The 18,505-nt window shown below is 68.0% G+C and carries 12 protein-coding genes; 7 read left to right on the forward strand and 5 right to left on the reverse strand.

Features of this window, described 5'->3' with window-relative positions; translation table 11 throughout:
* Positions 1–177 precede the first annotated feature (177 nt).
* Positions 178–8,739, reverse strand: a complete 8,562-nt coding sequence (locus ASG39_RS03860) for a hypothetical protein (RefSeq protein ID WP_062592927.1) — start codon at positions 8,737–8,739, stop codon at positions 178–180.
* Positions 8,740–9,331: 592 nt separating this feature from the next.
* Here ASG39_RS03860 and ASG39_RS03865 point away from each other — a divergent pair.
* Positions 9,332–9,700 (forward strand): Hpt domain-containing protein, encoded by a 369-nt coding sequence (locus ASG39_RS03865; protein WP_062592929.1) that lies wholly within the window; start codon positions 9,332–9,334, stop codon positions 9,698–9,700.
* A 205-nt stretch (positions 9,701–9,905) separates the two neighbouring features.
* Complete coding sequence (locus tag ASG39_RS03870; RefSeq protein ID WP_062592931.1) at positions 9,906–10,226, forward strand: 2Fe-2S iron-sulfur cluster-binding protein; 321 nt, start codon at positions 9,906–9,908, stop codon at positions 10,224–10,226.
* A 451-nt stretch (positions 10,227–10,677) separates the two neighbouring features.
* Here ASG39_RS03870 and ASG39_RS03875 read toward each other — a convergent pair whose 3' ends face one another.
* The gene (locus ASG39_RS03875) at positions 10,678–11,316 is read right to left on the reverse strand and encodes a DUF922 domain-containing protein (RefSeq protein ID WP_244481108.1); all 639 of its coding nucleotides are present in this window, start codon (positions 11,314–11,316) and stop codon (positions 10,678–10,680) included.
* A 138-nt stretch (positions 11,317–11,454) separates the two neighbouring features.
* Here ASG39_RS03875 and folP point away from each other — a divergent pair, with 138 nt between their 5' ends.
* The 3 genes from folP to folK all read left to right on the forward strand — a co-directional run bounded on the left by folP (position 11,455) and on the right by folK (position 13,306).
* Entirely contained in the window at positions 11,455–12,318 is an 864-nt protein-coding gene (folP, locus tag ASG39_RS03880; protein WP_062592936.1) for a dihydropteroate synthase, read from the forward strand.
* A gap of 65 nt (positions 12,319–12,383) precedes the next feature.
* Positions 12,384–12,758, forward strand: coding sequence for a dihydroneopterin aldolase (gene folB / locus ASG39_RS03885; protein ID WP_062592938.1), 375 nt, complete (start codon positions 12,384–12,386; stop codon positions 12,756–12,758).
* Positions 12,755–13,306 carry a 2-amino-4-hydroxy-6-hydroxymethyldihydropteridine diphosphokinase gene (gene folK, locus ASG39_RS03890; protein WP_062592939.1) on the forward strand — a complete coding sequence of 184 codons (552 nt, stop codon included), beginning with the start codon at positions 12,755–12,757 and terminating at the stop codon, positions 13,304–13,306. The genes folB and folK overlap by 4 nt, the downstream gene beginning before the upstream one ends.
* 63 nt (positions 13,307–13,369) lie before the next feature.
* Here the strand turns inward: folK and ASG39_RS03895 are convergent, their stop codons facing one another.
* On the reverse strand, positions 13,370–13,927 hold the full coding sequence (locus ASG39_RS03895; RefSeq protein WP_062592941.1) for a hypothetical protein: 558 nt from the start codon (positions 13,925–13,927) through the stop codon (positions 13,370–13,372).
* Positions 13,928–14,174: 247 nt separating this feature from the next.
* Here ASG39_RS03895 and ASG39_RS03900 point away from each other — a divergent pair, with 247 nt between their 5' ends.
* Together ASG39_RS03900 and ASG39_RS03905 are read left to right on the forward strand one after the other, a co-directional pair.
* The gene (locus ASG39_RS03900; protein ID WP_062592943.1) at positions 14,175–15,050 is read left to right on the forward strand and encodes a cytochrome b/b6 domain-containing protein; all 876 of its coding nucleotides are present in this window, start codon (positions 14,175–14,177) and stop codon (positions 15,048–15,050) included.
* Entirely contained in the window at positions 15,047–15,838 is a 792-nt protein-coding gene (locus tag ASG39_RS03905; protein WP_062592945.1) for a molybdopterin-binding protein, read from the forward strand. Before ASG39_RS03900 ends, ASG39_RS03905 begins: the two co-directional genes overlap by 4 nt.
* 23 nt (positions 15,839–15,861) lie before the next feature.
* On the opposite strand, the gene ASG39_RS03910 is transcribed toward ASG39_RS03905, so the two are convergent.
* Positions 15,862–16,917, reverse strand: coding sequence for a TIGR01620 family protein (locus tag ASG39_RS03910; protein ID WP_062592947.1), 1,056 nt, complete (start codon positions 16,915–16,917; stop codon positions 15,862–15,864).
* Positions 16,914–18,365, reverse strand: coding sequence for a YcjX family protein (locus tag ASG39_RS03915; protein WP_062592950.1), 1,452 nt, complete (start codon positions 18,363–18,365; stop codon positions 16,914–16,916). Before ASG39_RS03915 ends, ASG39_RS03910 begins: the two co-directional genes overlap by 4 nt.
* Positions 18,366–18,505: the final 140 nt, after the last annotated feature.

Consider the following 18,505-nt stretch of genomic DNA (forward strand, 5'->3'; position numbering starts at 1 on the left):
TCCATGACAGGTGATCTGGTGTTCCGAGACGACGTTTCAACGGCAGGGGTCGATGGCCATGCAAATCCGGCGCGTCGATGCCCCGCTCTTCCTGCGGATCGACCGGACGCGAAAAACCCGCCGCACGAGAGATCATGCGGCGGGTTTCGAAGGGCGCAGGCGATCGGCTGGCAGGCGTCAGCTGAAGCGGCCGGCGGCGTGGGCAAGCATGGTGTAGACCTTGCCCGTGTCGGAGGTCAGGTAGGTCTGGGTGATGACTCGGTCGCGGTCGTTGCGGGCGACGTCGGCCAGCAGTTTCTCGAAATCGGCGATGTAGCGATCGACGGCCGTGCGGAATTCCGGTTCGCGGTCGTATTTCCGCTGGATCTCGTCGAACGTCTGCTGGCCCTTCAGCGTGTAGAGGCGGCGCGTGAACACGTCGCGCTCGCCACGCTGGTAGCGGCGCCAGAGATCGACCGAGGCGTCGTGATCGATCGCGCGGGCGATATCGACCGAGAGCGAGTTCAGCGATTCCATCACGTGGCGCGGATTGCGGCTGTCGGTGCTGCGCTGGCCCTGCGGGGCCGGGGCAGGTGCCGCTTCCGGCCGCAGCCGTGCCGGAGCGATCTGCTGGGGCTCCTCCTCGCGGGAAGCACCGCGCAGGAGATCGCGCATCCAGCCCGAGCCGCCTTCGCGCATGTCATCCTCTGCGGATGACGCCGGGCGGAGCGGCGAGCGGTCGGACAGGCCGACGCTGCCGCGCAGCGGCGTTTCGGCCGTCGCGGAGGACCGTGGCTGGGCCGCAGGCTCCTGCAGAGTGCGTGGGGCTTCCGGCGACGGCGTTGCGGCCTGGCGCGGCTCCGCCTGCGGACGGGCGGTGGCAGCCTGTATGGGTGTCGGGGTTTGGACGGGCTGTGCCGGAAGCGGGCGCGGCTGGGCAGAGGCGGCCGGGGCTGGGGCCGGGGCTGAGGCCGGAGTCAGGGTCTGCCGAACCGGTGCGGCCGGCTGCCTGTCCTGCGGGGCCCGGCCGGCTGAAGGCTGGACCTCTGCGCGCTGTTCCACCGCCTGGGGCCGATCCGTCGGGGCGGGACGCGGCTGAGCCGACTGTGCGGGACCGGATGCCGGTACCGGCGCCGGGTGGCGCTGCGGCAGGACAGGGGCTTGCGTCGTGGCAACCGTGCGCGCCGGTGCGGCCTCCGCCGTGCGGGCGCCGAGCAGCGTCGAGGGGGTCGTCGGATAGGCCGCGTAGGGATTGACCTGCGACGTCTGCGCGACGGCCGTCTGGGTCGGCTGCGGCTGGGCGTAGAGCGGCGGGGCATAGGCCGGCTGGGTCGGTGCATAGACCGGCTGGGCGGGTGCCTGCTGGCTCGTCGCCCGGCCGCGATACGGTGTCGGTTCGCCGATTTCGAGCTGGCTGGAGGAGCGACCGACGATGTCGGACAGTTCCTGCAGCGCCTTGATCTGTTCCGACACGGCGCGGCGCATGACGGCCGCATTTTCCTTGGCTTCTTCCGGCAGATCGAAGGCGCCGCGCTTCAGTTCGGCGCGGGTCATGTCGAGTTCGCGACGGATTTCCTCGCCGGACCGGCGGATTTCATCCGTTGCGCCGGCAAAGCGGCCGATCGCTTCGTCCACGGACTGGCGGATCTGCTCGCGCATGTTTTCCGACAGAGCGTCGGAGCGCTTGCCCGTTTCGTCGAGCAGGCCGTCAATGTCCGACAGCGAGGCGCCGACGCTGCCGCGCAGGCGGGCCGCGACGTCGCTGGAGCGCTCTTCGGCGCGGGCGAAGGTGCGATCGACGGAGGCACCGGCGGCGTCCGTCGCCGAGGCGATCGCCTCGCGCATGGCATCGCCTGCCGTGCGGGTGCGGTTCTCTGCGTCGGTCAGCGTGCGATCGACGTCGGAGGCGGCCGCGCGGACACCGTCGCGCAGCGTGCCGGCGACCTGGCCGGACCGTTCCTGCGTGCGGGCGAGCAGCGCGTCCACCGACTGACCGGCATCTTCGCCGACCTGGGCCAACGCGTCGCGCATGGCGAGTGCCGCCGTCTGGGTGCGCTCTTCGGCATCGGTGAGGATGCGGCCGACATCGTTGAACGAGGCCTGGATGCCGTTGCGCAGGTTGCCGGCGATCTGGTTCGAGCGATCCTCGGCGCGCTGGAACGAGCCTTCCACAAAACCTTCGAGCGCGCGCATGGTGCGCTCGATGTCTTCCGAGCGGCTGACGAGGCCGACGGAGAGGGTGCGCAGGGCTTCCTGGCGTTCTTCCAGCGTGCCGGCGAGGTTGGACTGCGCGGCGGCCAGGAGATCGGAGGCCTGGCCGAGCATCCGCGAGTGATCCTCGAACCGGCCGACGAGGCTGCCGACCTGCGACAGCGTGTTGGACGAGACCGAGACCAGACGGTCGGCCTTGCCTTCGAGAAGGCGGGTCGAGGCCGCGAGCATGTCGGAGGTCCGCTCGGCGGTTTCCGAGAAACGGTCGCCCGTGGCGTTCAGACGCTCGTCCATGGCGCCGAAGGTGCTGGTGGCTTCGCCCACGACATCGGCAATGGCGGCATTGCTGGCCGAAAGGCGTTCGATCAGTGCTTCCGCGGTCGATTGCAGGCGGTTCTCGACCATCTGGATCGCACGCGCCGTTTCCTCGGCACGCTGCGAGATGGCGCCGAGCTGCTCGCCGGTGCGGGCGGAGAGGGCCGTCACGAGAGCATCGTTCTCGGCGCGCAGGCGCTCCGCGCCGTCGCGGGCGGCGGTGGTCAGGCGGTCGGCGGCATCGCGACCGGCGGCGACGTAGGAGTCCAGCACCGGGCGGGCCTGATCCTCGATGAGGCGCGACAGTTCGCTGGTGCGGCCCGAGAGCATGGAATTGAGATCGCGCGTCCGCTCGTCGAGCGTGGTGCGGATCGCCTCGCCGCGGGCTTCGAGCGCCTTTTCGACGTCGGAGAGATCGCGCTGCAGGGCGTTGCCCTGCTCGGCGATGCGGTCCTGCGTTGCCGAGGCGCGCACGAGCGTCGCGTCGGCGGCTTCCCCGACGCTGCGGGCGAGCTCGGCGCTGCGCATGGCGGCCGTGGCGGCCGTGCGTTCGATGGCGTTCTGGAAATCGGCCTGGCGCGCGGCCATGGCTTCGGCGAAATCACCGCCGACCTTGGCGAGCACGTCGGACGAGCGGACGGCCTCGGCGTCGATATCCTGGGTGGTGTCGGAGACGGCGCTGCGCAGGCTGCCGACGAGATGGGCGGCCTTGCCTTCGATCGTGCGGCTGACATTGTCGAGGCCGACGGTCAGCGCGCGATCCATGGTGCCGAGGCGCTCTTCGAGACGGCCCGTGCCGCGCTCGATCGTCGTCTCGATCCGCGTTGCGGCTTCGCTGCTGATCCGATCGAGTTCGCCGGTGCGGGCCGCGAGCGTCTCGGCGATGCGGCTGGCCGCTTCGCTGCTGATGCGCGCGATTTCCTCGGTGCGGCCGGCAAGGCTGCCGGAGATGCGCTCGGCGGCGGTGCGGCTCGCCTGGTCGAGTTCGGAGACGCGTTCCGACAGGGTGCCGGCGATGCGGTTGCCGGCTTCGTCCACCAGCGCATCGACATTTCCGACGCTGTCGCGGATGCGGGTCTCGAGCTGGCCGAGGCTCGCCTCGATGCGGGCGCCGGTTTCGTCGAAGCGGGTGTTGATGCCGGTGATGGAGCTGTCCATCCGCTCGGTCAGGCCGTCGGCCGCGCGGGCGAGTTCGGCCGTGGTGTCGCTCAGGCGCGTGGCGACGCGGCTGGTGCTGTCGCGCAGGCGACCGTCGAGCGCTTCTGCGCTCTGGTCGATCGTGCGGGCGAAGGCCTCCTGGCGCTCCTCCAGCGTCATTTCGAGCATGCCGGCGCTGGCGGCGATCGTGGTGGCGATCGTGGCCGCCTGGTCGTTCAGCATGTCGGCAAGCTGGTTCGAGCCATCGGCGACCGCGCTGTTGAGGGCCGCAATGCGGGTGTCGAGCGTGACGCGCAGGCGATCGTCCGTGGTGGACAGCGTCTGGTCGAGGCTGGCGGCGCGGGCCGACAGGGTCTGTTCGATCGCGCCGGCGCGGGTGTCGATGGCGGCCGCGAGCTCGGCTGCATGGGCGGACAGGGCGCCGGCGATTTCGCCGCTCGCGCCGGTCATGGTGCCGGCGATGGCGTTGACGCGGCCGGTCATGTCGTCTGCGATGTTGGCGGTGCGGTTCGTCAGATCGCGATCGATCTCGGCGATCCGGTCGGTCATCGTCTCGGAGATGGTCGTCGCGCGCAAGGCGAGCTGGTCGGCGATGTCCTCGACGCGCGTCGTCAGCGTGTCGCCCATTTCGGCGGCGCGGCCGACGAGGATGCGCGACAGGTCTTCCGTGCGCGCGGCAAGCCGGTTGTCGATGGCGGCGGTCTGGCCGGTCAGCGTCTCGTCCAGGGCGCGGGCGTGCTGATCGATCATGGTGCCGAGGCGCGCGGTGGTGCCGTCGAGCGCGCGTTCGATGCGATCGGTGGCGCCGGTGAGCGAGCCGGAGAGGGCGGCGGTGCGCGCCTCGATCCCACCGGTCGCATCGTTCAGCATGTCGCTGATGCTGGACGCGCTGGTGGCCAGCAGGAAGTCCAGGCGTTCGGTGGTGCCGTCGATCGCGTTCTCGATGGCGGCGGTCGAGCCGCCGAGGACGTCGGTGAAGGCGGCGGTGCGGTCTGCGAGGATCGCGTCCAGGCGGTCGGATGTGCCGGAGACGGTCTTGTCCAGATGACGCGTCGCTTCCGAAAGCGTGCTCTTGATGTTGCTGGCGCCGCGGACGAGGACGGCATTGATGTCGTCGGCATTGCCTTCGACCGCAGCCTCGATGGCGGTGGTGGTGGCGGCAAGTTCGCGGGCGCGGGCCGCGAGAACCGCGTCGATGCGCTCGGCGGAGCCGGCGAGCGTGCCATCCAGCAAGGTGGTCGCGCCGGCGAGCTTTTCCGAGAGGCCCGTGGTGCCGCGGGCCAGCAGCGTGTCGAGCTGTTCCGCGGTTCCCTCGATCACGCCTTCGATGCCGGCGGTGGAGGAGGCGAGCACGCCCGACAGGGTCATGGTGCGCTCGATCAGGATGTCGTCGATGCGCTCGGCGGTGCCCGTGAAGGTGGCGTCGAGGGCGCGCGTCGCTTCCGACAGGGAGCCGGTCAGGGTCGTCGTGCCGCGGCTCAGCACGCGGTCGATCTGCTCGGCTGTGCCTTCGACGGCACTTTCGATGCCGGCGGTGGACGAGGCCAGCACGCCCGAGAGCGACATGGTCCGCTCCGCCATGATGTCTTCGATGCGTTCGGCCGTGCCGTCGAACGTCCGGTCGAGCGTCCGCGTGGCCTCGGCGAGCTTGCCGGCGAGGCTTTCGGTGTTCTGCGAGAGGACCCGGTCGATCTCGCCCGCCGCACCCTCGACGGCACTTTCGATGCCGGCGGTGGAGGAGGCCAGCACGCCGGAGAGCGTCATGGTGCGTTCGATGAGGATGTCGTCGATACGCTCGGCGGTGCCCGAGAAGGTGGCGTCCAGCGTGCGTGTGGCGTTCGAGAGGGCGCCCGTCAGGGTGTTCGTGCCGCGGGTCAGCACGAGGTCGATCTGCTCGGCGGTGCCCTCGACGGCGCTTTCGATGCCGGCCGTGGAGGAGGCGAGCACGCCCGAGAGCGTCATGGTGCGCTCGGTCAGGATCTCGTCGATACGCTCGGCCTTGCCGGCAAACGTGTTGTCGAGGGCGCGCGTGGCGTCGGTGAGCGTCGTGTTGAGGGTGCTGGTGCCGCGCAGCAGCATCTGCTCCATCTGCTCGCTCGTGCCTTCGATGGCGGCCGTCGAGCCCGCGAGAACGCCGGCCAGACGCGTCGTGCGCTCCGCCATGACCTCGTCGATGCGATCGGCAGTCCCTGCAAAGGTGATGTCGATGATGCGCGTCGCGCCCGACAGTTTTTCCGAGAGGGTCGCGGTGCCCTGAGACAGCAGCGTGTCGATCTGCTCCGTGGTGCCCTCGAACAGGCTCTCCATGCCGGCGGTCGAGCCGGCGAGGACGCCCGAGAGTTCGAGCGTGCGCTCGGTCAGCATGGTGTCGATCTGTTCGGCGGTGCCTTCGAGCGCCGCGGTCGAGCTTGCGAGCACGCCCGAGAGGGTCATGGTGCGTTCGCTGATGATGTCGTCGATGCGCTCCGCCGTGCCGGCAAAGGCGCCTTCGATGGTGCGGGCGGCCGTCGAGAGGGTCGCGTCCAGCGCGCCGGCGCGGTCGCTCATCAGGGTTTCGATCCGCGACGCATTGTCCGACAGCGTTGCGGTGATGGTGGCCGCACGGGCGGCCATGATGCCGTCGATCCGTTCGGCATTGCCTTCCAGCGCGCCGTCGAGCGCTTCGGTGCTCGCGGCCAGCATGACCGAGAGTTCGAGCGTGCGGTCCGACAGCGTGTCGTCCAGGCGCTGGTGACTGCTGGCGATCGTGCTGGCCAGGTCGTCGGCGCGCGCGGTCAGCGCGCCCTCGATGCGGCCCTGTGCGGCGTCGAGGCCTTCCAGCAGGCCGCGGGCGCGGGTGTCGAGCGTTTGCTGAAGGCGCTGTTCGGCACTGCCGATCGCGGCGGTGACGTCGTCGCTGCGGGTCGCGAAGGCCTGTTCGATATTGCCACGGGCCGTGTCGAGGGCGCCGAGGAGGCGCTCGCTGCGGCTGTCGAGGGCGTCCGACAGGCGCCGTTCGGTGGTGTCCAGGGCCGTGGTGACGGCGCCCGTCCGCTCGGCCAGGAGGGTGCCGATCCGGGCCTCGGAGGCTCCGAGGCCGTCGATCAGCGCGCCGGTGCGGCTGTCGAGGGTTTCCGCAAGGCGGGCCTGGGTGGAGCCGAGCGCCGTTTCGAGGCTGCCGGCGCGTTCGGCAAAGCCTGTTTCGATCCGCTCCTGCGCGGCGGTCAGCGCGCTCATCAGCGAGCCCGAGCGGGCCGCGAGAACGCCGTCGATCCGCTCATGCGCCTGGCCGATGACGCCGTCCATCTCGCCGGTCCGGGCGGAGATGCTTTCCTCCAGAAGGGCCTGCGAGGTGCCGAGGGTCGTGGCGATGGCGAGCGACTGGTCGCTGATGGCGGAATGGAACTTGTCGAGGCCGTCGTCCAGTAGTCGGCCGAGCGTATCGGACCCGCCGGCCACGGTCGTGTCGATGCGCGTCAGGCTGTCGGCCATCTTGGCGTCCAGAAGGTTTGCGCGGCGGTCGAAGGCGGTGGCGAATTCTTGGAAGCGGCCGTCGAAGGTGGTCGCCAGCCGGCCGACCGTGCCCTGCAGCTTCTCCTCGAAGAAGCCGGAGCGCAGGTCGAGGTCCATGATGGCGTCGTCGGCCGCGGTCTTCAGGTTCTGGCGGAAGCTCGCGCCCTTCTCGTCGAGGGCGCCGTTCAGCGTGTGAAGAATGTCGTCGAGGCCGCCGGTGATCGCCTGCTGGCCGATGACGAGGCTCTCGTTGAGGTCGCGCGTCCGGGCGATCAGCGTTTCGTTCAGCTGGCGGGCACGCTCGTTCAGCGCGGCGTTCAGCTTTTCGGTGCTGCTGTCGAGCGTGGAGGCGCGCGTCTCGAACTGTCCGAGAAGCTGCTGGCCGCGCTTGATCAGCGTGTGGTTCAACGCTTCCAGACGGGTGTCGAACTCGTCGGTGATCTCCGCACCGGCCGTGGTCAGGCCGCTGACGAGGGCTTCGGTGCGTGCGCTCAGAAGCGTGCTGATCGACTGCGATGCGGCCTGCGACTTTTCCATGAGCGCGGCGGCGCGGGTTTCGATGAGGGACGCGGCCGCTTCGCCGGAGATGGCGAGACGCGTCTGCAGGTCTTCGCTTGCGTGCGTCAGGTCGTCGCGCAGTTGGGCATGGACGCCGGTGATGGAGGAGCGGATGCGCTCGGCATGGCCGACGATCGCCTCGCGCTCGAGGCCGAGTTCCTGCACGAGCGTGCGGACCCGCAGTTCGTTGTCGCTGTAGCTGCGCTCTAGCGCGTTGACTTCGGAATGGACCAGCGTTTCGAGCTCGGTCGCGCGGGCGATCGTCCGCTCGATGCCCTCGTTCATGGCCGACACTTCGCGGCGAACGGCCTGACCGACGGTCATGATGCGGTCGGATGCGGTGGTTTCCGGCTCGGCGAGGCGGAGTGCGACCTCGGTCATCGACCGCGCGGCGTTCCGCATCTCCTGCGCGCGGGCCATCATCACGCCGAAGGCGAAGAACAGCATGACCGGGAGGACGATGAAGATGGCGGCGACGATGGCGCCGGGCAGGGCCGCCAGTGCGGCCAGCGAGCGGATCTGCCAGATTTCCGGGCCATAGAGAAGATTGGCGATGCCGAGACCGGCGACGATCCAGACCAGCGACAGGATGGCGGCGCCGCGCATGGCGGCCCGGCCGGAGCGCGTTTCGAGCGAGCGGAGCATGGCCGGGGCGGAGCGGCGGCTGTCGTCATTGGCCGGCACGAAGGTGGGCGATTTCGCGCCCGGCGCAGCGGGCACGGATTCCGGCGCAAGGCTGCGCGGCGTGGCGAGCGGATCGTCGGTGGGCTGGTCGGCCCGTGACGCGGCCGCGGGCTTCTGACTGGCGGCGTTCGATGCAGACGCGGGCTGGGCCGGTCGTGCGGGGCCTGCCGGGCGGGACGGGGAGGGTGCGGCGGCGGCCTGCGCCTTCGGCGCGGCGCGGCCCGCCTCGGGCGGCGTTTCGTTGAGGGCGGACTTCAGTTCGTCGAAGTCGATCCTCAAAGCGTCTTCGAGCGCTTGGAAGGCCTTGTCGTCGATCGACTCGTTGCTCTTGTTCGTCGCCATGCAGATACGCCTCGTTACCGAACTTTCCGTCTCGACATCGCGCAGCCGCAAGGCTGCCGGCGATGCCGGATCGGGGGTGAGGACAGTTCCTGCGCATTGGATGCACGCAATACAATGACCGCACCAATTTCATACCGCGACCGGCAATGCTTTTCCCATGGTCGCACAGCCATGGGAAGAGCCTCCCGGACGGATGCCGGCCCTCAGGGGAAACCGGTATCCTGTAACGTATCGTAGTGACACATCCGGGGTAGTCTTACAATTAACGCCCCCGGCCATTCGTTAAAATGCTAACAAGTTCTTAACGAAAATGCGGCCCGCATGGCGCCAAACCCCCTGCAATGCCGGATGTTTTCCTCTGTTAACCATACTTGACGAAAGGTGCCCTGATTGCGCCCCGTTTTCATCTGATAGCAGCCTCGCTGCTGTGAAATCCACAGGAGACGACGACGCGGCTGCAGGCCGGATGCGCAGGGCTTCAGAGCCCGTGCACATTCCGACCTGTCGCTTACATCTGCGTCACGGATTCCGAGCCCGTGGGGTGTCCCGCAACGTGCCGGCAGCGATGACAACAGAACAAGGAACACCGTGCATGGCCGCCCTCAATATCGCCTTCGACAGTCCCGAAACGGCACTGGGCCATCTTCACTCCCGCGGTCGCCCGATCGACCTCGTGCATCTCGCCACCCAGACGATGGGCGACAAGGCGCTGGAACTCGAAGTGCTGCAGATCTTCGCGCGCCAGTCGCGCCAGATCGTCAAGGAGCTGATGATCGAGGACACGCAGGTCCGCAAGGCCGCCGCACACCGCCTGCGGGGCGCAGCGCTTGCCGTCGGCGCCTTTACGGTGGCCGACGTCGCGGCTTCCGCCGAACACCAGCCGAACGACGCGGAAACGCTCGCCGCGCTGTCTTCGGCCGTTCTCGACACCGAGATCTTCATCCTGAAGCTTTGCCGATAGCATAAAGCCGACGGCGACCGGCCTGCCGGCCAGCCGTGTCGGTCCGGGATCCCGCGCGACACACGTCTCCGGAAAGCAGGCCTGTCGACCTGTTTTCTTGACGACCCGCATGAAACAATGTGAGAAAAACGGGCACCCCTTTTGCGGGCGCCGTGCCCGTCGGCACCGGCGGTCCCGCGCATCCAGCATTCGAGACCGCGCCATCATGACAAAACTCAGCATCATCGCCTTCGACGGCACCCGCCACGAACTGGAGGTCCAGATGGGATCGACCGTCATGGAAAACGCCGTCCGGAATTCAGTGCCCGGCATCGAGGCCGAATGCGGCGGCGCCTGCGCCTGCGCCACCTGTCATGTCTATGTCGACGAGGCCTGGACGGCGGCCGTCGGCGCGCCGGAAGCGATGGAAGAGGACATGCTGGATTTTGCCTACGACGTCCGTCCGACCTCGCGGCTGAGCTGTCAGATCAAGATGAGCGACGCGCTCGACGGTCTCGTCGTGCATGTGCCCGAACGTCAGGCTTAGTTACGTCAGGCTCGATCGTATGCAGGGCCCGATTCGTCCTTGGCGTTCGCGCCAAAAAAAGCCCCGCCTGTCACAGGGACAAGCGGGGCAGGAGGGCGCATCGCACGCAGGATGAGGGAGGGATCATCTGCGGCAACAGGATACGCCAGGAGAACACCGGGGCAGGGCAAAGCATTTCCGGTCGCCACGCGATCCGGCATCCTGCCGCTCCTGCAATATCGTCTTCGTCTTCGCGTCGAGAGCATGACCGCATCACCGCGCGTCTGCAGTCTCAGAGCTTTTAAGCTTCGTCTATTCTTCGCTTGCGATAATGAGACTATAGCCGACCTTTACCGGACGCACTATCGCTAGAAATCACCAATGAGTTATTGCGGCACGCGGCGGTAGCGCGCGAATGCCGTCTGCCGTCGCATCGGCGCGGCAGCCGCCGTCCTGAACAGGACGACGTTGCCTAGCGAAGCTCGGCCCCGTCCTTTTTCAGGCGCTCCAGGCGATACTGGAGGAGGCGCACCATGCGCTGGTCGAAATTGACGGCTTCGCGGCGGTCGAAGGCGGCCTGGTCCTTGTCGTGCGCGGCGATCGCGTCTTCGCTGATGCGGGCGACGCGGGCCTGCATCCGCTCGCAATCGGCTTCTGCCGGCAGGGAGAGGAGCGCCTTTTCCATGTCGCGCGCGTGGTTGCGGGCAATCTCCGCGTGGCGTTCCTCATGGCGCTTGATGTCGCTCGACAGCGTGTCCCAGACGAGTGCGAGGTCACGCCCGGCCTTGTTGCGGTTGGTCCACCGCGGCAGGATCAGCCGCGTATTGAGCGTCACACGGGCGCTGCCGACGGCGCAGAGGCGCCCGCGGCGGACATAGCTCACGGTTCCCCCGAATTTTATGCGGGTGGCGCCGGGGTGGCGGGCGCCGGTTTCGCGCATTTGCGGGCCCTGCGACGACAAGGCCGCATCGAGTTCGGCCGCGGTGCGACCGCCGACCGAGAAATAGGTGATCGTCTTGTTCATCACCGTCTCCGCAGCGGCGGCGAGCGGTTGCGTGAGGATCGCGAGAGTGGCCAGCGGAACGAGGAGGTATTTGCGGGCCGTGTTCATGGATATGCTGTCTCGACGGTTGATGTCGTCCAAAGCTTGGGGCATAGGCTGGGCAAGCGCAACTGGAAATGCCCGCCGCCTTGAAACAAGGTTAGCGCGGCTGCCCCACAAGGTCGGCCCTTTTCGCCGAGATCCGTCATGGTTGAACCCCTTCACGCCGCCGACCCTTTCTCCGCCTTCGAATGGTCGCTCGGTCATGGACGCAGCCTGACGCTCGGTCCGCGCGGCGTGCTCATGGCGATCGTCAACGTGACGCCCGACTCGTTTTCGGATGGCGGCGCTTTCCTCGGTGTCGACAAGGCCGTCGTGCACGCTCTGGCGTGCCTGGAGAACGGCGCCGTCATTCTCGACATCGGCGGCGAGTCGACGCGGCCGGGGGCGGACGCCGTGTCTGCCGTGCAGGAGCAGGATCGCGTCCTCCCCGTCATCGAGCGCCTGGCGCGGGAAACGGAGGCGCTGATCTCGATCGACACCTATCGCGCGGAGACGGCGCGGCTGGCGCTCGCTGCCGGCGCACATATCGTCAACGACGTGCACGGACTGCAGCGCGAGCCCGAGATCGCCGGGGTCGTGGCGACAGCGCGCGCCGGCGTCTGCATCATGCATACCGGGCGGGGGCGCGAGAAAGCCGGCGACGTGATCGCGGATCAGAAACAGTTCTTTGGTCGGTCGCTGGAGATCGCTGCCGATGCCGGGATCGGGGCGGATGCGATCGTGCTCGATCCGGGCTTCGGCTTCGCCAAGGACGCGTCCGAGAACTGGGCGCTGATGGCGCGGCTGGATGCGCTGCACGGGCTCGGCCACAGGCTGCTGATCGGCACGTCGCGCAAGCGCTTCCTTGGCGCTGCCACCGGACGGGAGGCGGATGCGCGCGATGTCGCGACGGCGGCGACCACGACGGCGGCGCGTCTTGCCGGGGGGGCGATATTTCGCGTCCATGATGTCGCTTTCAACAGGGATGCCCTGCTGGTCGCCGATGCTATCCTGGCGGCACGACCCTGACGCCTTCAACGTTCCGAGCGGCCGGCGTCACGCCGTGGCTGCGACACTCGGCAGGAGACCCTGTGATGACGCCGACCTACACGATCACGCTCAAGAACTGCGCCTTCTTCGCGCGGCATGGCGTTCACGACGAAGAGGAGTTTCTCGGGCAGCGCTTTTTCGTCGATGCCGAACTGGTGGTCGAACAGGGGTCGGCCTTGCGCGAGGACCGGATCGAGGACACGGTGCATTACGGCATCGCCTTTGCCGAAATCGAGAAGATGATCACCGGCCGCCGGCGCTATCTCATCGAGGCCCTGGCACTGGAAATCGCCGAGATGCTCTGTTCGCGCTGGCCGCAGATCCACCGGGCGAAGATCACCATCCGCAAGCCGAACGCACCCGTGCCCGGCGTGCTCGACTACGTCGCCGTCACCGTCGAGCATGTCGCCAGATCATGAGCGCGATCGATGACGGCGGATGGCACCAGGCGGCGATCGGGCTTGGCGGCAATATCGGCGACGCCGCAGCCGCCATCGCGCAGGCGCTCGCGCGGCTCGATGCGCATCCCGACGTGACGGTTCTTGCCGTTTCCGGCCTCTACCGCACGCCGCCCTGGGGCAAGACCGACCAGGACTGGTTCTTCAATGCCTGTGCGGTGGTGCAGACGACGCTCGAACCGCTGGCGCTGCTGGACGCCTGCCTCGATGTGGAAAAGGCGATGAAGCGGCAGCGGCTGGAGCGCTGGGGGCCGCGCACGATCGATCTCGACGTACTGACCTACGATACGATCACGATGCAAACCGCGGCGCTCACCTTGCCGCATCCGCGGATGACGGAGCGGGGCTTCGTGCTTCTTCCGCTGGCCGACATCCTGCCGGACCATGTGGTGGGCGGGCGAAGCGTCGCAGCCTGGGCGGGTGACGCCGATGCCGCGGGCATCGAGATCGCCGACGGTCGCGCGGCGTGGTGGCGCGACCGGGCCGGGGAGGTCAGCGGGGGCGTTTGATCATGGCTCTTTGTTTCTGACGCGTTGTCCGACGCCGAAGCGATCCCGCTTCGGCTGGACATGCTAGCGGATCGAGCCGACGGCCATGGTGTCGGTCTGGCGCGTCAGGGCGACGCCGATGACGGGGACCATGGTCTCCTCGACCTTGACCGAGATGGTGATGTTGAGGAGCGAGGGATCCGACATGCGGGCGATCATCGCGCCGTTCAGCTTCTTGCGGTTGATGCCGACGACGATCTTGTCCTTCGACACGTTGCCCGAGACGATGTCGAGGCCCTTGCCTTCGGCGCCGTCGAGGAACTTGCCGGTATAGCTGTTGCCCTTCTGGCTGATGACGGCCGACATCGGCTGCTTGAAGACGCCGACGCGGCAGAAGCCGTCGAGCTTGATGCCGGTGGCATCCGTCGGCTCGCCGGACAGCTCGCAGGTGAACTTCGTGCCCTTGTACTTGCCGGCGACGATTTCGCCCGGGCCTTTCCACTGGCCTGCGACCTGTTCGAAGAAGGCCTTGTCGCGGCTTTCGGCGAGCGCCGGGGCAGGGACGGCGGCGAATGCCGCAAGCGTGAGTGCGGCCATACATGCGGCAGGGCCGCGCGCGATCAAAGAAGGGCGCGAGAACATGGGCGATCCTTGAGGGTCGGTGTCGAGAACGTGAGGTGACATTGGCACTTGAATGGTTAATGGAGCGTTTCATTCGGCCGAACGGCGCGCGCGGACCGTGACGATCCGGTGGACCGCTGCAGATTTGCAACGCTTTCGATCCGCCGCGGTCGCCCTATCTTGGCATGGTCCGCGCGCGGGATTCTAAGACGGCTTTTTCACATGCGCCGCAGATCGCAGATGCGAATCGCGGCGGGGGAGATCATCGATGACGCCTGTATCCGAAGAGATGGCATCCGGTGCCCGGCGCGGAGGGCGGCTGATCTATCGGCACGGTCTCATGACGCGCCTCACGCACTGGAGCTGGGCCGTCGCGCTTTTCTTCCTGCTGCTGAGCGGCCTGCAGATCTTCAACGCGCATCCCACCCTCTACATCGGCACGCAGTCGGGCTTTGCCTTCGACAACAGCGTCCTGAAGATGGATGCGATCTACGGGCCGGACGGGCAGCCGCAGGGACGAACGACCATCTTCGGGCACAGCTTCGACACGAGCGGCGTGTTCGGCATGAGCGGGCCGGCGGAGCGGCCGGCCTATCGCGGCTTTCCCGCCTGGGCGACCGTGCCGTCCTATCAGGATCTCGCCACCGGCCGCGTGGTCCACTTCTTCTTCGCCTGGGTGCTTGCCGTCACGCTGCTCGTCTGGCTGATCTCGGCCCTCGTTACCAGGCGGCTCCGGCGCGACCTGCTGCCATCGGGGCAGGAACTGCGCCACATTCCGCGCGATATCGCCGACCATGCCCGGCTGCGCTTTCGCCATGACGGCCGCTACAACGTGCTGCAGAAGCTTTCCTATGGCGGCGTGCTCTTCATCCTGTTTCCGCTGGTGATCCTCACCGGGCTTTCGATGTCGCCGACCATGAATGCCGCCTGGCCCTTCCTGCTCGATCTCTTCGGCGGGCGGCAGACGGCGCGGACGCTGCATTTCGCCTGCATGCTGGCGCTCGTCCTGTTCTTCGTGGTGCACATCCTCATGGTGCTGCTCGCAGGGCCGCTGAATGAGCTGCGCTCCATCATCACCGGACGTTACCGCACGCGCGACACCGTGCCTGTCACCGATGCCGCTTCCGGAGAACCGAGATCATGAGCCGCACCTTCCTGGCCAATCGCCGCCGTTTCCTGACGCTGGCCGGCGTTGCCGCCTCGACCGTGCCGCTTTCCGGCTGTGACGTGCTCGACGGCGTTCTCTCGGGCGATAGCGCGGTTCGCAAGACGCTCGCCTCCGCCAACAGCCTGAGCTATCGCGTCCAGCGCCTGCTGGCGGGCGACAGGCTTGCGCCTGAATTTTCGGCCACCGAAATCCGGCAGGGGCAGCGGCCGAACGGCTCGACGGATCCGAACGGGGCTGACTATCTCGCGCTGAAGGCGACGGCGTTCGCCACCTACCGATTGCCGGTGACCGGGCTCGTGGACAAGCCGCTCGATCTCGGCCTCGACGAGATCCGTGCCATGCCCGCGCGCACCCAGATTACCCGCCATGACTGCGTGGAGGGCTGGAGCTGCATCGCCAAATGGACCGGCGTGCCGCTCGCCGCCATTCTCGATCAGGCGAAGGTGCGGCCGGAAGCCCGCTACGTCGTGTTCCGGTGCTACGACGCCATGGACATCGGGCTCGGCGGACCGACGCCCTATTACGAATCCATCGACCTTTTCGACGCCCGCCACCCGCAGACGATTCTCGCCTATGGCTGCAACGACGCGGCCCTGTCGGTCGCGAACGGCGCACCGCTCCGCGTCCGGGTCGAGCGGCAGCTCGGCTACAAGATGGCGAAATACATCCGGTCAATCGAACTCGCCGCGACGCTCTCCCCCTATGGCGGCGGCAAGGGCGGGTTCTGGGAAGATGTCGGCTATGACTGGTATGGCGGGATCTGAGCCGCCGGACGCCCGACGGACGGTCAGACCTCGTCGACCACGGACTTTTTCTGGCCCGGTGCGAGGTCGCCGATGAAGTCGCCGATGCCGGGGCGCCTCAGGGCGCGGAAAGGCATGGGGCGGCAGAGGTCCATGGCGGCGATGCCGATGCGGGCGGTCATGAGGCCGTTGACGACGCCTTCGCCGAGACGGGCCGAGAGCTTGGATGCGATGCCGTGGCCGAGCACCTGCTGGACGAGACTGTCGCCGACCGCAATCGAGCCGGTGACGGCGAGATGGGCGAGCACGTCCCGGATGAGGCGAAAGAGGCCCAGCGTTCCCGGCCGGCCGCCATAGAGATCGGCCATGGCGCGGATGAGGCGGGCGGATTCGAACACGACATAGCCGAGATCGACCAGCGCGCGCGGGCTGACCGCGGTGACGATGGAGACGCGTTTTGACGCGTTGAGGATCAGCGCGCGCGCTTCCCGGTCGAGCGGCGTCAGGAGTTCGCGCTCGGTGAGCTCGATCAGGTGCGGACCGTCGATGATCTCGCCTTCCGTCGCCTTCAGCCGTTCGCGGCCGCGGGCGGTTTCGGGACGCGCGGCGAGATGGTGCACGAGGTCGGTCATGGTCTTGCGGGCGGCCGTGTTGCCGCTGGCTGCGAAAGCGGCGGCGACCTCGTCCTTCAGCGCCTGCACCGCATTCAGCCGCATCAGGCCGAGGACCTCCCGGCCGACGATGCCGAGCACGGCGAGAACGACGATGGCGGCCGCGGCGATGGCGACATAGCCGAGCGCATCGTTGCGCGTGAAGAGATCGCGCACGAGGCTGTCGATCCAGAGGCCGAGGGCGAGCGACACCAGCACGCCGAGCGCACCGAATGCGAGCTTGGCCAGCGAAAACCGTCGCTTCGGACGGCGCTCTTCCAGCGCCGAGACGACGGGCGTGGAGAGCGTGGTGTCGGCGAACGGGTCGTCCGCATCGGGCGTGAGCACGACGCCATCGCCGAAGCTTGTCGGTGCGCGGCGGAGGTCCGGTCTTGGCGTCGTCTCGCCTTCGACCGTGAAGGCGGCGGGGCGGCGGGGAAGGTCGCTCATGCGAGGCGGTCTCCGAACAGGAACTGCATGGCCCGATCGAGCCGGATGTGCGGAACGGACAGCTTGAGACCGCCGCCCGTTTCCTCGATATGCGGCGGGCGGAAACGGACGAAATTGACCTCCGGCAGGGGCTGGCCGGGCACCTCGTCGATCCGGCGGAACAGGCTGTCGGGATCGCGCGGCAGGTCTCCGGGGAAGATCGCCGTCTTGCGCTCGCCGTCGAACAGCTCGCCATTGATGCGCTCGCCGGCAATGGGCGTGCCCACGATGACCGGTAGGGGATGGCCGTCGTGATTGACGGTGGCCTCGCGGGTGGCGCGCACCGAGGCGAGCGCCATGACCTCGACGCCGGCGCCGCTGCCGCCGATCCGCTCCATGGCGCGGGCGACGATGCGCGCGGTGATGCGCTCCAGCCGGTCGTGGCTCTCATGGTGCAGGTGATCGGCCTTGGTGGCGGCGATCAGCACCTTGTCGATGCGGCGGGTGAGGAAGGACGACAGGAAGGAATTGGTGCCCGGCTGGAAGCAGCCCATGACGTCGGCCAGCGCGCTCTCCAGATCGAGCAGCGCCTCCGGCCCGCGATTGATCGCCTGGAGCGCGTCCACGAGCACGATCTGGCGGTCGAGGCGGGCGAAGTGTTCGCGGAAGAAGGGTTTGACCACATGCGTCTTGTAGGCCTCGTAGCGGCGCTCCATCATCGCATGGAGCGAACCGGAGGCGGCGCGACCGTCGGGCAGGTCGGGCAGCGGTGCGAAGGTGAGCGCGGGCGAGCCTTCGAGGTCGCCCGGCATCAGGAAGCGCCCGGGCGGCAGGGTGGAGAGCGAGCGCTCGTCCGTGCGGCAGGCGCGGAGATAACGGGTGAAGGCCTCGGCCAGCGCGCGGGTGCGGCCCTCGTCCGCATCCGCCTCGGCCGGCGCGGTGTCGCAGAGCGCCAGCCATTCCGCGGAAAGCTCGCGGCGGATGCCGCTGCGCGCGCGCGCGACGGTGGCGGCGCTGAACTGGCGGTAGTCCTGCGAGAGGAGCGGCAGGTCGAGCAGCCATTCGCCGGGATAGTCGACGATGTCGATGGACAGGCGGCCGGGCGAGAACATGCGATTCCAGCCGCTGGCGCTTTCATAGTCGAGCGTGATCCGCAACTGCGAGATGGCGCGGGTCGAATCGGGCCAGATGCGGTCGCGCACCAGCGCCGTGATGTGATCCTCGTACTGAAAGCGCGGCACGGCATCGTCGGGCTGCGGCTCCAGCCGGATCTTCGACACGCGGCCCGAGCGCACCGGCTCGAACACCGGCAGGCGGCCGCCGTTCAGCAGGTTGTGGACGAGGGAGGAGATGAACACGGTCTTGCCTGCGCGCGACAGGCCGGTGACGCCGAGGCGGACGGACGGATTGACCAGACCGGCGGCCCGATCCGTGAGGGTATCCAGAGCAAGTTTCGCATCGTCGGACATGCGGGTGAGAAATGACACGCGACTTGGCTTCCCTCTAAGAGATCGACGACATCCACGGATGTCCGGGCCGGGTGACCCGGTTGCGATATAGGGAGCCACGCGCCCGAGGGAAAGATGAACCGGTTTGTTCCGCGCGGGAG

The organism is Rhizobium sp. Leaf371 (assembly GCF_001424045.1).
Classification (GTDB): Bacteria; Pseudomonadota; Alphaproteobacteria; order Rhizobiales; family Rhizobiaceae; genus Ferranicluibacter.